This is a genomic window from Arthrobacter sp. B2a2-09 (genome assembly GCF_027587375.1).
In the GTDB taxonomy this organism is placed as follows: Bacteria; Actinomycetota; Actinomycetes; order Actinomycetales; family Micrococcaceae; genus Arthrobacter.
In genome coordinates, this window is record NZ_JAMXIC010000018.1 from 1 (window position 1) to 13,327 (window position 13,327).

The 13,327-nt window shown below is 64.8% G+C and carries 13 protein-coding genes; 6 read left to right on the forward strand and 7 right to left on the reverse strand.

The genetic code is table 11. The features are described 5' to 3' along the window. The 6 genes from NFJ07_RS17460 to pgl form a co-directional block, all read left to right on the forward strand. A partial coding sequence (locus NFJ07_RS17460) for a transketolase-like TK C-terminal-containing protein (protein WP_333482068.1) occupies window positions 1–1,272 on the forward strand: 1,272 nt, incomplete at its 5' end. Window positions 1,273–1,329: 57 nt separating this feature from the next. Then, complete coding sequence (gene tal, locus NFJ07_RS17465; protein WP_269996170.1) at window positions 1,330–2,448, forward strand: transaldolase; 1,119 nt, start codon at window positions 1,330–1,332, stop codon at window positions 2,446–2,448. A gap of 5 nt (window positions 2,449–2,453) precedes the next feature. After that, window positions 2,454–4,085 carry a glucose-6-phosphate isomerase gene (locus NFJ07_RS17470; protein WP_269996172.1) on the forward strand — a complete coding sequence of 544 codons (1,632 nt, stop codon included), beginning with the start codon at window positions 2,454–2,456 and terminating at the stop codon, window positions 4,083–4,085. A 15-nt stretch (window positions 4,086–4,100) separates the two neighbouring features. Beyond that, the gene (gene zwf, locus NFJ07_RS17475) at window positions 4,101–5,666 is read left to right on the forward strand and encodes a glucose-6-phosphate dehydrogenase (protein WP_269996173.1); all 1,566 of its coding nucleotides are present in this window, start codon (window positions 4,101–4,103) and stop codon (window positions 5,664–5,666) included. Beyond that, on the forward strand, window positions 5,663–6,586 hold the full coding sequence (locus tag NFJ07_RS17480; protein WP_269996174.1) for a glucose-6-phosphate dehydrogenase assembly protein OpcA: 924 nt from the start codon (window positions 5,663–5,665) through the stop codon (window positions 6,584–6,586). The genes zwf and NFJ07_RS17480 overlap by 4 nt, the downstream gene beginning before the upstream one ends. An 8-nt stretch (window positions 6,587–6,594) precedes the next feature. Next, entirely contained in the window at window positions 6,595–7,413 is an 819-nt protein-coding gene (gene pgl / locus NFJ07_RS17485; RefSeq protein ID WP_269996175.1) for a 6-phosphogluconolactonase, read from the forward strand. On the opposite strand, the gene NFJ07_RS17490 is transcribed toward pgl, so the two are convergent. From NFJ07_RS17490 to whiA, 7 genes are all read right to left on the reverse strand, one after another. Continuing rightward, entirely contained in the window at window positions 7,366–7,761 is a 396-nt protein-coding gene (locus NFJ07_RS17490) for an RNA polymerase-binding protein RbpA (protein WP_269996176.1), read from the reverse strand. The genes pgl and NFJ07_RS17490 overlap by 48 nt on opposite strands. An 83-nt stretch (window positions 7,762–7,844) precedes the next feature. Next, window positions 7,845–8,102, reverse strand: a complete 258-nt coding sequence (gene secG, locus NFJ07_RS17495) for a preprotein translocase subunit SecG (protein ID WP_234749463.1) — start codon at window positions 8,100–8,102, stop codon at window positions 7,845–7,847. A 47-nt stretch (window positions 8,103–8,149) separates the two neighbouring features. Further along, window positions 8,150–8,965, reverse strand: a complete 816-nt coding sequence (gene tpiA / locus NFJ07_RS17500; RefSeq protein ID WP_269996179.1) for a triose-phosphate isomerase — start codon at window positions 8,963–8,965, stop codon at window positions 8,150–8,152. A gap of 82 nt (window positions 8,966–9,047) precedes the next feature. Next, on the reverse strand, window positions 9,048–10,274 hold the full coding sequence (locus NFJ07_RS17505; RefSeq protein ID WP_269996181.1) for a phosphoglycerate kinase: 1,227 nt from the start codon (window positions 10,272–10,274) through the stop codon (window positions 9,048–9,050). A gap of 9 nt (window positions 10,275–10,283) precedes the next feature. After that, window positions 10,284–11,294: a type I glyceraldehyde-3-phosphate dehydrogenase gene (gene gap / locus NFJ07_RS17510; protein ID WP_269996183.1), complete on the reverse strand. Its 1,011-nt coding sequence runs from the start codon at window positions 11,292–11,294 to the stop codon at window positions 10,284–10,286. 286 nt (window positions 11,295–11,580) lie between these two features. Then, complete coding sequence (locus NFJ07_RS17515) at window positions 11,581–12,204, reverse strand: superoxide dismutase (protein ID WP_059389282.1); 624 nt, start codon at window positions 12,202–12,204, stop codon at window positions 11,581–11,583. A 137-nt stretch (window positions 12,205–12,341) separates the two neighbouring features. Beyond that, the gene (whiA, locus tag NFJ07_RS17520) at window positions 12,342–13,322 is read right to left on the reverse strand and encodes a DNA-binding protein WhiA (RefSeq protein WP_269996185.1); all 981 of its coding nucleotides are present in this window, start codon (window positions 13,320–13,322) and stop codon (window positions 12,342–12,344) included. Between the last annotated feature and the right edge of the window lie 5 nt (window positions 13,323–13,327).

Consider the following 13,327-nt stretch of genomic DNA (forward strand, 5'->3'; position numbering starts at 1 on the left):
GGCGCCGAGGAAGTCGCAGCCCTGAAGGAAGTCCTGGGCTTCGACCCGGAGCGTTCCTTCCAGGTTGACGAGGACGTCCTGGCACACGCCCGTGCCGTCGTCGAACGCGGCGCAGCCGAGCGCAGCGAATGGCAAGCATCCTTCGAGGCCTGGCAGACCGCCAACCCCGAAGGCGCTGCACTGCTCGAGCGCATAGAGGCCAAGAAGCTTCCTGTCGAGCTCGACGCCGCGCTGCCGGTGTTCGAAGCAGGCAAGGAAGTCTCCACCCGCGCCGCGTCCGGCAAGGTCCTGAACGCGATCGGCCCGGTCCTTCCGGAACTCTGGGGCGGCTCCGCCGACCTCGCCGAGTCCAACAACACCACCATCGAGGGTTCGCCGTCGTTCATCCCGGCTTCCCGCTCCACCGGTGCGTGGAAGGGCAACCCGTACGGCCGGGTGCTGCACTTCGGCATCCGTGAGCACGCCGCCGCGTCGATCGTGAACGGCATCAGCCTGCACGGCCGGACCCGGGCATTCTCCGGTACGTTCCTGATCTTCAGCGACTACCAGCGTCCCGCGATCCGCCTCGGCGCCCTCATGGGTGTCCCGTCGCTGTACGTATGGACCCACGACTCCATCGGCCTGGGCGAGGACGGCCCCACCCACCAGCCGGTGGAACAGCTCTCCACCCTTCGCGCGATCCCGGGCCTCGACGTGGTCCGTCCCGGCGACGCCAACGAGGTCGCCGCAGCATGGAAGACCATGCTGGAGAACCACGAGAACCCGGCCGGCATCGTGCTGACCCGCCAGAACATCCCGACCTACGCACGCGGCGAGGGCATTGCCGAGGGTGACACCTTCGGCTCCACCGCCGGCGTCGCGAAGGGCGGCTACGTCCTGGCAGAGGCTTCGAAGGATGGCGCCACGGTCCCGGCCTCGGTCATCCTGATCGGCACCGGTTCAGAGGTCCAGCTCGCCGTGAACGCCCGCGAGGCACTCCAGGCCGAAGGCATCGCCACCCGCGTCGTCTCCATGCCGTGCGTCGAGTGGTTCAACAAGCAGGACTCCGCGTACCGCGAGTCCGTGCTCCCCGCAGCCGTGAAGGCCCGCGTGTCCGTCGAAGCCGGCCTGGCACTGGGCTGGAAGGAATTCGTCGGCGACGCCGGCCGTTCCATCAGCCTCGAGCACTTCGGCGCCTCGGCAGACTACAAGCGCCTCTTCAAGGAGTTCGGCATCACGGCAGAAGCAGTCGCCGCCGCCGCCAAGGACTCCCTCGCGGGTCTCAGCAGCTGAAAACCCGTCCGAGACGAATCCGACTGCAACGAACAGATTTCCAAGGAGATTAAAGAAATGACTACGACTCCCACCCAGCAGCTCTCCGACGCCGGCGTGTCCATCTGGCTTGACGATCTTTCCCGGGAGCGCCTTTCCAGCGGCAGCCTGCAGAAGCTCATCGAAGAGAAGAACGTCGTTGGTGTCACCACCAACCCGTCCATCTTCCACGCCGCCATCACCGCCGGCAGCGACTACGACGCCGTGATTGCCGAAGAGGCCGCGAAGGGCGCGTCCGTCGAAGAGACCGTCTTCGAGATCACCACCACCGACGTCGCCGATGCCTGCGACCTCTTCGCCCCGGTCGCAGCAGCGAGCAAGGGCGTGGACGGCCGCGTCTCCATCGAGGTGGACCCCCGCCTGGCGTGGGACACCGAAGGCACCATCGCCGAGGCCAAGCACCTGTACAAGAAGGTCAACAAGGACAACGTCCACATCAAGATCCCGGCAACCCTTGAAGGCCTCGCCGCCATCACGGCCACCCTGGCCGAGGGCATCAGCGTCAACGTGACCCTGATCTTCTCCCTGGAGCGCTACCGCGCCGTCATCAACGCTTTCCAGTCCGGCCTGGAGCTGGCCAAGGAAAACGGCCACGACCTCTCCAAGATCCACTCCGTGGCATCCTTCTTCGTCTCCCGCGTGGACTCCGAGATCGACAAGCGCCTCAACGCCTTGGGCACCGATGAAGCGAAGGCCCTCAAGGGCAAGGCAGGCGTTGCCAACGCCCGCCTGGCGTACCAGGTCTACGAAGAGCTGTTCTCCACCGAGCGCTGGGCAGTCCTGGCCGAAGCCGGCGCACTCCCCCAGCGCCCGCTGTGGGCCTCCACCGGCGTCAAGGACCCGGACTACCCGGACACCCTCTACGTGACCGAACTGGTCGCCGCGGGCGTCGTCAACACCATGCCGGAAAAGACCCTCGACGCCACGTTCGACCACGGCGTGGTCACGGGTGACACCGTCTCCGGCACCTACGAGGAAGCAAACAGCGTCCTCAACGCGCTGGAGGGCCTGGGGATCTCCTACAACGACGTCGTCGCAATCCTCGAATCCGAGGGCCTGGACAAGTTCGTCGCCAGCTGGAAGGAACTTCTGGCCGACGTCGAAGGTGCCCTCGCCACCGCACGGAAGGCTTCCTAACCCACATGAGCACTCTCAGCTACGACGCCAGCGGTGCTGCGCAGCAGGCCATCGAGCAGCACATCCCGGCACTTGTAGAAGACCGGATTGCCACCAGGATTTTCGCTAAGGACCACACGTTGTGGGGTCCGGATGCCGAATCCGAGTCCGCCATCCGCCTCGGATGGGTGGAAGCGGCAACCGTTTCCCAGCCCTTGGTGGAAGGAATCCTGGAACTCCGGGATGCCCTCCGGGCCGAAGGCGTCTCCCGCATTGTCCTGTGTGGCATGGGCGGCTCTTCGCTTGCCCCCGAGGTCATTGCCGGCACCGCTGGCGTCGAGCTGACCGTGCTGGACAGCACAGACCCCGAACAGGTCGGTGCTGCCCTCGCGGACCGCCTGGCCGAGACCGCAATCGTGGTCTCTTCCAAGTCGGGTTCCACTGTGGAAACCGACTCCCAGCGACGGGTATTCGAACGGGCCTTCACCGAGGCCGGCATCGATGCCAAGAGCCGCATCGTCATCGTGACCGATCCCGGTTCCCCGCTGGACAAGGCCTCCCGTGAAGCCGGCTACCGTGCCGTCTTCAACGCCGACCCGAACGTCGGCGGCCGCTTTTCGGCGCTGACGGCGTTCGGATTGGTCCCCAGTGGCCTCGCCGGAGTCGACATCCAGGCATTCCTGGATGAGGCCGAGGAAGCTGCTGAAATCCTCAACGAGGACTCAGCCGAAAACATCGGGCTCCGGCTTGGTGCTGCGCTTGGCGGAACCAGCCCGCTGCGCAACAAGATTGTCATCGTAGAAGACGGTTCCGGCATTGTCGGCTTCGCCGATTGGGCCGAACAGCTCATCGCCGAGTCCACCGGCAAGCTCGGCACGGGCGTTCTGCCGGTTGTTGCAGGTCCTTCCGCACCCGAGGTCAGCAGCGGCGCGGAAGACGTCCTGGTGATCCGCCTCGTCGGTGCGGAATCCGACGTCGAACTCGGCGAAAACGAAGCCGCCATCGCCGGTGGCCTGGCCACCCAGATGTTCGTCTGGGAGTTCGCCACATCGGTCGCGGGGCGCCTGCTCGGTATCAACCCCTTTGACCAGCCCGACGTCGAGGCGGCCAAGATTGCCGCGCGCGGCCTCCTGGACGCGCGTCCCGAGCCGACGCCGGCGAACTTCGTCGACGGCGCGATCGAAGTACGGGGCGGTGACTGGCTCCGTGGTGCAGCCACTGCAGAGGAAGCCGTCGGCGCCCTCTTGGGAACGCTCGACGACGACAGTTACCTGAGCGTCCAGGCATATTTCGACCGGATCGCATTCGCGCAGCTGGAAGGCATCCGCGACGAACTCGCCAGCGTCAGTGGCCGGCCGGTCACTTTTGGCTGGGGTCCGCGCTTCCTGCACTCCACCGGACAGTTCCACAAGGGCGGACCGGCCATCGGTTCGTTCCTGCAGGTTACGGCCTCCGCGACCGGCGACATCGCCATCCCGGAACGGCCGTTCACGTTCGGTCAACTGATTACGGCCCAGGCGGCCGGCGATGCCCAGGTTCTCGAGAACCACGGCCGTCCGGTCCTGCGGCTGCACCTCACGGATCGCGGAGCCGGCGTTGCCCAGCTCCAGGACATCGTCGCCGCATTGGCCGGCCAGGCCAGCGCGCTCGAAAGCTAAGGCACAAACCCAAACATGCCAGAAACTGAAATCGGTTACCGGTCCACCGGGAAGGCAATCCACCGTAATCCCCTCCGGGATCCTCGGGACCGGCGCCTGAACCGCATCGCAGGGCCGTCGTCATTGGTGTTCTTCGGAGTCACCGGTGACCTCGCCCGCAAGAAACTCATGCCGGCGGTCTACGACCTCGCCAACCGCGGGCTGTTGCCGCCGAGCTTCGCGCTCGTCGGCTTCGGCCGGCGGGACTGGAGCAACGAGGACTTCGCGAACGAGGTCAAGGAGAACGTCAAGGCGCACTCTCGCACGCCGTTCGACGACGCCGTCTGGAACCAGCTCTCCGAGGGCATCCGCTTTGTCCAGGGAGAGTTCGACGACGACCAGGCGTTCAAGCGCCTCAGCGCCACCCTTGACGAACTGGACGAGACCCGCGGCACGCGCGGCAATCACGGCTTCTACCTCTCGATTCCGCCCAAGGCCTTCGAGCAGGTCTGCCGCCAGCTGTCCAAGCACGGGCTGGCGCAGGCCGGCGACGGCCAGTGGCGTCGGGTGGTCATCGAAAAGCCGTTCGGACACGATCTTGAGTCCGCGCGCAAGCTCAACGACATCGTGGAGTCCGTCTTCCCGCCGGACGCGGTCTTCCGCATCGACCACTACCTGGGCAAGGAGACGGTGCAGAACATCCTGGCCCTGCGCTTCGCCAACCAGCTGTTCGAACCGCTCTGGAACGCCAACTACGTTGACCACGTCCAGATCACCATGGCCGAGGACATCGGCACCGGCGGCCGTGCAGGCTATTACGACGGCGTCGGCGCGGCACGCGATGTCATCCAGAACCACCTCCTGCAGCTGCTGGCCCTGACCGCCATGGAGGAGCCCATCTCCTTCAACGCCGATGACTTGCGTGCCGAGAAGGAAAAGGTCCTGGCAGCGGTCAAACTGCCCGAGGACCTCTCCACCCACTCGGCCCGCGGCCAGTTCGCCGGCGGCTGGCAGGGCGGGGAACTGGTGCAGGGCTACCTGGAGGAAGAGGGCATTCCGGCCGATTCCAAGACCGAAACCTATGCGGCCATCCGCCTGGACATCCACACCCGGCGCTGGGCCGGGGCGCCGTTCTACCTGCGGGCCGGAAAGCGCCTGGGCCGGCGCGTCACGGAGATCGCCGTGGTGTTCAAGCGGGCGCCCAACCTGCTCTTCCGCGGTCACGGCGAGGACGACTTCGGCCAGAACGCCGTGGTCATCCGGGTCCAGCCCGACGAAGGCGCCACCATCCGCTTCGGGTCCAAGGTTCCCGGCACGCAGATGGAAGTCCGCGACGTCACCATGGACTTCGGCTACGGGCACTCCTTCACCGAGTCCAGCCCGGAAGCGTACGAACGCCTCATCCTGGACGTGCTGCTGGGCGAACCCCCGCTCTTCCCCCGGCACCAGGAAGTCGAGGAGTCCTGGAAGATCCTGGATCCCTTCGAAGAATACTGGGCCGGGCTCGATGAACAGCCCGAACCCTATGCTCCCGGCAGCTGGGGCCCGGCCTCGGCCGACGAGCTGCTTGCCCGCGACGGACGAACCTGGAGAAGGCCATGATCGTAGATCTTCCCGACACCACCACCTCCAAGATCTCCAAGAAGATCACCTCCCTGCGCGAGCAGGGAGGCGTGATCGCCCTGGGACGCGTCCTGACCCTCGTGGTCGTCACGAAGTCGGGTCTCGAGGAAGAAGCCATCGAGGCAGCCAACGAGGCCAGCCGCGAACACCCCTGCCGCATCATCGTGCTCGCGGACGCCGGCAGCAAGGCGCCGAACCGCCTCGACGCCCAGATCCGGGTCGGCGGGGACGCCGGAGCATCAGAGGTCATTGTCCTGCGCGGCTACGGTGAGCTCGCCAAGGAAAACGAATCCCTCGTCGCGGCCCTGCTCCTGCCGGACGCCCCGATCGTGGCCTGGTGGCCGCACGGAGCACCAGAGAACGCCTGCGAGACCTCCATCGGACGCATCGCGCACCGCCGCATCACGGACTCCGCCAACGAGGCCGACCCCGCGGCAGCCCTGGCCCGGATCCGGAAAACCTACCGGGCAGGCGACACCGACCTCGCCTGGACACGCCTGACCAACTGGCGCCTCCAGCTCGCGGCAGCCCTGGACCAGGTCGACGAATCCCCCGTGACGGCAATCGCCGTCGAGGGCGCGTCGGACTCTCCCAGTACCCTGCTGCTGGCCGCCTGGCTCACGCTGTTCCTCGATGCTCCGGTCCAGATCGTCGCCGACCCGGCAGGAACCGGCATCCGCCGGGTACGGCTGAGCCGCGCCACCGGCGACGTCCAACTGGTCCGTCCAGGCCTCACCATCGCGGAACTGACCCAGCCGGGCCAGCCCGCCCAGCGGATCTCCCTGCCGCGCCGCAGCCTGCGGGACTGCCTCGCCGAAGAACTGCGCCGCCTTGATCCGGACGATGTCTTCGGAGAAGTGATTACTATGGGACTGCCCCGAACCAATAGCAAGGAGTGACCGTCCCAGTGAGCGCTGACCCCAGAGTAAGCATCCATCCCGACTCCGCCGTCCTTATGGCCGCGATCGCAGCACGGCTCATCACCAAGCTGGTGGACGTGCAGGACAAGCACGGCGAAGCCACTGTGGTCCTCACCGGCGGAACCGTGGGTATCGGCACCCTGAAAGCTGTTGCCGACTCACCCGCGGCGCCCGCTGTTGACTGGTCCCGGGTGAACTTCTGGTGGGGTGACGAGCGTTTCGTCGCCAAGGACAGCACGGACCGCAACACCGTACAAGCGCGTGAGGCACTGCTTTCCAGCTTGCCGGTGGACTTGGCCCGCGTGCACGAACCGGGTTCAACGGACGAGTTCGCCACGGCGGACGACGCCGCGGCGGACTATGCAGCCCGGCTCAAGGCTGCAGCTGTTGCCGAGCACGCGGCGGATACTTCGGACAATCGTCCGGAGGAGGCCAGCGAGTTGCCTCGTTTCGACATCCTGCTGCTCGGTGTGGGTCCAGATGCGCACATCGCCTCGCTTTTCCCCGAGCAGGCCGGCATCCGTGTGCAGGACCGTACGGTGGTGGGGGTCGAGAACTCCCCCAAGCCACCGCCGTCGAGGATTTCGCTGACTTTGCCCGCCATCAACTCCGCCCAGGAAATCTGGATGGTTGTGGCAGGCGAGGACAAAGCCGGGGCCGTGGGACTGGCCCTCGCCGGGGCCAACCCGGTCCAGGTTCCCGCCTCCGGTCCTATTGGCCGGTCGAGGACCCTATGGCTCATCGATGAAAACGCAGCCTCACGTGTCCCCCAGCAGCTCATCCGTAAGGACCCCGCGGGCGCGTAGCCGCTTAAGCGCTCCGGCCAGGACAATCTCCGCGTCCTGGCTGGAGCGTCTTTCTTTAACGTAGTCCAGGTGGCTCTTGAAGACCTCTTCATCCGCCCGTTCCATGGTGGCCTCGCCCTGTTCGCGGACAGCAATCAGGCCACATTTCGGGCAGTCCCAGCGAAGCGGAATTTGCTCTTCCGGGAGCTTAACGAAAACAAGCCGCGTTTCATGTCCCTTGGCGCACCAATAGGGAACACGAATACGCGGCAAGCTTTCGCCAACTACAGAGTCGGGTTGGTTTCTCGGGGCCGATCCAGCTGTTACGCCGGCCCGTGTGCCCCGGAATCCTGAAGTACCATGAACCATCGTCGATCCCCTTGAGAGTTCGGCTGCATGGCGGTGAAGGCCATGCTGCCTAGTCTAGTGCGAGGATCCCGACGGCGGCAGTACTAGGAGTCTCCGCCCGTGGTGAAGCGCATGATGAGGCCAAGGCCAATGATCACGACGCCCCAAGTGCAGCCCAAGACAATGGTGAAGCGGTTGAGGTTTCGCTCTGCGACACCGGAAGAACTCAATCCCGAGCTCATGCCACCGCCAAACATATCGGACAACCCGCCGCCACGCCCCTTGTGGAGGAGGATGAGCAGCGTCAGCAGAAGGCTGGTAATGCCCAGCAGGATCTGCAGAATGACTTGAAGAACGTCCACGACGGCCTTTCAGAAGAACGGAAAACGGGAGCGGAACCTAAAACGGACTAAGCCGCGCTGAGGTGGCTCTCGAACCTGACAATGTTAGCAAACTCGGCAGGGTCCAGGCTCGCCCCACCCACCAGCAGGCCGTCCACGTCGCTCTCGGCCATGATCGCTGCCGCGTTGTTGGCCTTTACCGAACCGCCGTAGAGGAGGCGCGTCTTGGCAGCCACAGCATCGTCGAACAAGGAAGCGAGCTCCGAACGGATCGCGGCGCACATCTCCTGCGCGTCTTCGGGACCCGCGACTTCGCCCGTCCCAATGGCCCAGACAGGCTCGTATGCGACAACCAGTTCGCTTGCTTGCTCTGCCGAGAGGCCTTCGACGCCGGCGCGCAGCTGGGCCAGCGTGTGCTCCACGTGGGTGCCGGCCTGGCGGATCTCAAGGCCTTCGCCGACACACAGGACCGGCGTGACCTCATGGCGGAAAGCGGCCTTGACCTTCGCGTTGAGGACCTGGTCGTCCTCGTTGTGGATGGTCCGGCGTTCGCTGTGGCCCACCAGGACATAGGCGCAACCGAGCTTGTTGAGGAACTGGCCGGAGACATCACCGGTGTACGCTCCGGAGTCGAACTGCGAAAGGTCCTGTCCGCCGTAGACGACGTCCAACTCGTCGCCCTGAACGAGGGTTTGCACACCGCGCAGGTCGGTAAACGGCGGGAAGACCGAAACCTCCACCCGGCTGTAGTCGTGCTTTGCGTCGGATAGGGTCCATGCCAGCTTCTGCAGCAGGGTGATGCCTTGGACGTGGTCCATGTTCATCTTCCAGTTGCCGGCGATGAAGGGCTTGCGGATGAAGTTTCCGTTCGCAGAAGTTGTCACGTGTGCTCCAAAGATGCGTTGAGATAGGGAAGCCGGCGGGGCGCTTGCCTTCCAGGAAGGGCGCCCCGCCGGCCGTGTAGCCTTAGCGGTCCAGAACGCTCAGGCCCGGAAGATCCTTGCCTTCAAGGTATTCCAGGCTGGCGCCGCCGCCGGTGGAAATGTGGCCGAACTGGGAGTCCTCAAAGCCGAGGGTCCGGACGGCTGCGGCGGAGTCGCCGCCGCCCACCACGGTGAATGCCGGTGTCTCAGTCAAAGCCTGGGCGATGGCACGGGTGCCGCCCGAGAAGGCTTCGAATTCAAAGACGCCCATGGGGCCGTTCCAGAACACGGTCTTGGCGGCCTTGATCTGCTCTGCGAAGGCCGCTGCGGATACCGGTCCGATGTCCAGGCCAATGCCGGAGGCACCGAACGAGCTGTCCTCGATTGCGTCCGCGGCGACCACTTCGTGTTCAGCGTCAGCGGCGAAGCGGCTGGCGACCACCACGTCGGTGGGGATGACGAAGGTGGTACCGGCGTCGGAAGCGCGCTTGAGGTAGTCCTGGACCACGGGGATCTGGTCGGCTTCAAGCAAGCTGCCCGCGACCTTGTGGCCGGCCGCTGCGAGGAACGTAAAGAGCATGCCGCCACCCACGAGGATGGTGTCTGCCTTGCCCAGGAGATTGTCGATCACCGCGAGCTTGTCCGAGACCTTGGAGCCCCCGAGAACCACGACGTACGGGCGCTGGGTATCCGTGGTGAGTTTGCGCAGGACCTCGACCTCGGTGTGCACGAGGTCCCCCTGGTAGGAAGGAATCCGGGTGGCGACGTCGTAAACGCTGGCGTGCTTGCGGTGGACGGCACCGAAGGCGTCATCCACGAAGGCACCGTTGTCACCGGTCAGCGCCACGAGTTCATCGGCGAAGGCGCCGCGCTCGGCGTCGTCCTTGCTGGTTTCGCGGGCGTCGAAGCGGACGTTCTCCAGGACCAGGACGTCTCCGTCGCCCAGGGATCCGGCCAGCTCCTTGGCGGATTCACCAACGGTGTCTTCCGCGAGCTGGACCTTGAATGGCGCGAGCTCCGCAAGCCGCGCTACTGCGGGCTTGAGCGAATACTTGGCCTCGGGAGAACCCTTGGGGCGTCCCAGGTGGGCCGTGACGAGCACGCGGGCACCGGCGTCCGAGAGCTTTTCGATGACCGGGAGGGAGGCCTTGATGCGGCCGTCGTCGGTCACTGTAGAGCCGTCGAGCGGCACATTCAGGTCACTTCTGACAAGAATGTACCGCCCGCGGACACCTTCAGCGATCAGTTCGTTGAGGGTGTGAGATGTCATGTGTCTACCCTAGCCCAGCTTGGATGCGACGAGCTCCGTGAGGTCAACGAGGCGGTTGGAGTAGCCCCATTCGTTGTCATACCAGGAAACAACCTTGACCTGGTTGCCGATGACCTTGGTGAGGCCGGAGTCGAAGATCGAAGAAGAGGGATCGCCGACGATGTCCGAAGAGACGATCGGATCTGCCGTGTAGCTCAGGATGCCCTTGAACTGCTCGGTCTCGGAAGCGGCCTTGAGCGCTGCGTTGACTTCCTCAACGGTCACTTCGCGGGAAACCGTGACGGTCAGGTCCGTGGCGGAACCCGTCGGGACCGGAACGCGGATGGCGTAGCCGTCGAGCTTGCCCTTCAGCTCCGGAAGGACGAGTCCGATTGCCTTGGCAGCACCCGTGGAGGTGGGGACCATGTTGATGGCAGCGGCGCGGGCACGGCGAAGGTCACTGTGGGGGCCGTCCTGCAGGTTCTGGTCTGCCGTGTAGGCGTGCACCGTGGTCATGAGGCCGCGCTCGATGCCGAAGGCGTCGTTGACGACCTTGGCCAGCGGGCCCAGGCAGTTGGTGGTGCAGGAAGCGTTGGAAATGATGTGGTGCGCGGCGGGGTCGTAGAGCTCGTGGTTGACGCCCATGACGATGGTGATGTCTTCGTCCGAAGCAGGAGCGGAGATCAGGACCTTCTTGGCACCGGCATCGATGTGCTTCTGTGCGGCGGCAGCCTTGGTGAAGAAGCCGGTGGACTCGATGACGATGTCAACGCCCAGCTCGCCCCAGGGGAGGTTCGCAGGATCGCGCTCTGCAAGGACCTTGATGATGTTGCCGTCAACAATGAGGTTTCCCTCCTTGACTTCAACGGACTGGGTCAGGCGACCGCCGACGGAGTCGTACTTCAAAAGGTGGGCAAGCGCCTCGGGACTCGTGAGGTCGTTGACCGCAACAATTTCGAGGTCTGCACCCTGGGCGAGTGCTGCGCGGAAGTAGTTGCGGCCGATGCGGCCAAAGCCGTTGATACCAATACGGGTGGTCACTATTTCAGTCTCCTTGGTGCTCTTGCAAGCACACCTAGTGAGTCGGATCTTGATTCCAACTAACAATTCCCGCACATCATTGGGCAGAAGTGATTATCAGATCGGAGGGCGACCAGCCACATTGCTGAAGGCTAACCGCCTTCCGTGACCCATCTTACGTTTAACTACGTCTGCCCCCGCAACTGCGGGGGCAGACAATCCGGTATTTGGGCGAAATTCACCTGAATGTGAAGTTTGTTACATCCTCATGTATTCCGCGTCACGCACCGATGTAGCAGGAATTTTCCTAGAGAACAATCAGCCCGGTGGCGTTCGCGCGAGCCGCTTCGAAGCGCTTCGCGACGTCGGCCCAGTTGACGATGTTCCAGAAAGCCTTGACATAGTCAGCCTTGACGTTGACGTAGTCCAGGTAGAAGGCGTGCTCCCACATGTCCAGCATGAGCAGGGGCGTGGTGCCGACTGCGACGTTGCCCTGCTGGTCGTAGAGCTGCTCGATGAGGAGGTTGCCACCGATGGGCTCGTAGGCGAGGAAGCCCCAGCCGGATCCCTGCAGGCCGAGCGCAGCCGCCGAGAACTGGGCACGGAATGCATCGAAGGAGCCGAAGGCATCGTCAATGGCTGCAGCGAGCTCGCCTTCGGGCTTGTCGCCGCCGTCCGGGGAGATGTTGTTCCAGAACACGGAGTGGTTGATGTGGCCGCCGGTGTGGAACGCGAGGTCCTTGGAGAGGCGGTTGATGTTGGCGAAGTCGCCCTTGTCGCGAGCCTCGGCCAACTGGGCCAAAGCGTTGTTGGCGCCTGCTACATAGGCAGCGTGGTGCTTGCTGTGGTGCAGCTCCATGATCTTCGCCGAAATGTGCGGCTCAAGTGCTGCGTAGTCGTAGCCGAGCTCGGGCAGTACGTACTCTGTCACGAAATCCTCCAATGTAGTGGACCGGGGTCCGGTTGGTAACTCTCGTTTTGTTCATCCGGCCGGCGAACCGGCCGGAAACCTATGGGAAGGAACCCCTGGGCATTCCTCCGCACCCTGACGATTCTAGGGCGGGTGTTTTATTCGTCCATCATTTCGGGGGTCACATTTGCCTCAGTGCCCGGGATCCCCAGGTCCCCGGCCCGTTTGTCCGCCATGGCCAGAAGCCGGCGGATCCTCCCCGCAATGGCGTCCTTGGTCATGGGCGGATCAGCAAGCCTGCCCAATTCATCCAGGCTGGCCTGCTTGTGGGCCACCCGGAGCTCACCGGCGTACTTGAGGTGGTCCGGAACGTCGTCGCCCAGGATTTCCAAGGCCCTGTCCACGCGGGCGCCGGCCGCTACGGCAGCCTGGGCCGAGCGGCGCAGGTTGGCGTCGTCGAAGTTCGCGAGGCGGTTTGCCGTGGCGCGGACTTCCTTCCGCATGCGGCGTTCCTCCCACACCATGAGGGCGTCATGGGCGCCCATCCGGATGAGCAAAGCGGCGATGGTGTCGCCGTCACGGATGACGACCCGATCCACGCCGCGCACTTCCCGCGCTTTGGCCTGGATGCCGAGGCGACGGGCTGCCCCAACCAACGCAAGCGCGGATTCCGGTCCGGGACACGTGACCTCGAGCGAAGAGGACCGGCCAGGTTCAGTGAGTGAACCGTGGGCCAGGAACGCGCCGCGCCACACGGCCTCCGCGTCTGACGCCGAACCGTTGACGACGGCGGACGGCAAGCCTCGTACAGGCCGTCCCCGGCCGTCCAGGAGGCCGGTCTGGCGGGCCAGGGCTTCGCCGTCGCGCACTACACGGACAACATAGCGGCTACCGCGCCGGAGTCCCCCGCCCGAGACGACGATGATCTCGCTCTGGTGCCCGTAGACTTCGGCGATCGCGGCGCGCAGCCGCCGCGCCGTCGAGGCGAGGTCAACCTCGGCCTCGATCACGATCCGGCCCGAAATGATGTGCAGTCCGCCGGCAAAACGCAGCATGGCCGAGACTTCGGCCTTGCGGACGGACGACTTCTTGATGTCCAGCCGGGAAAGTTCTTCCTTGACCGATGCGGTCAGTGCCATCGCAT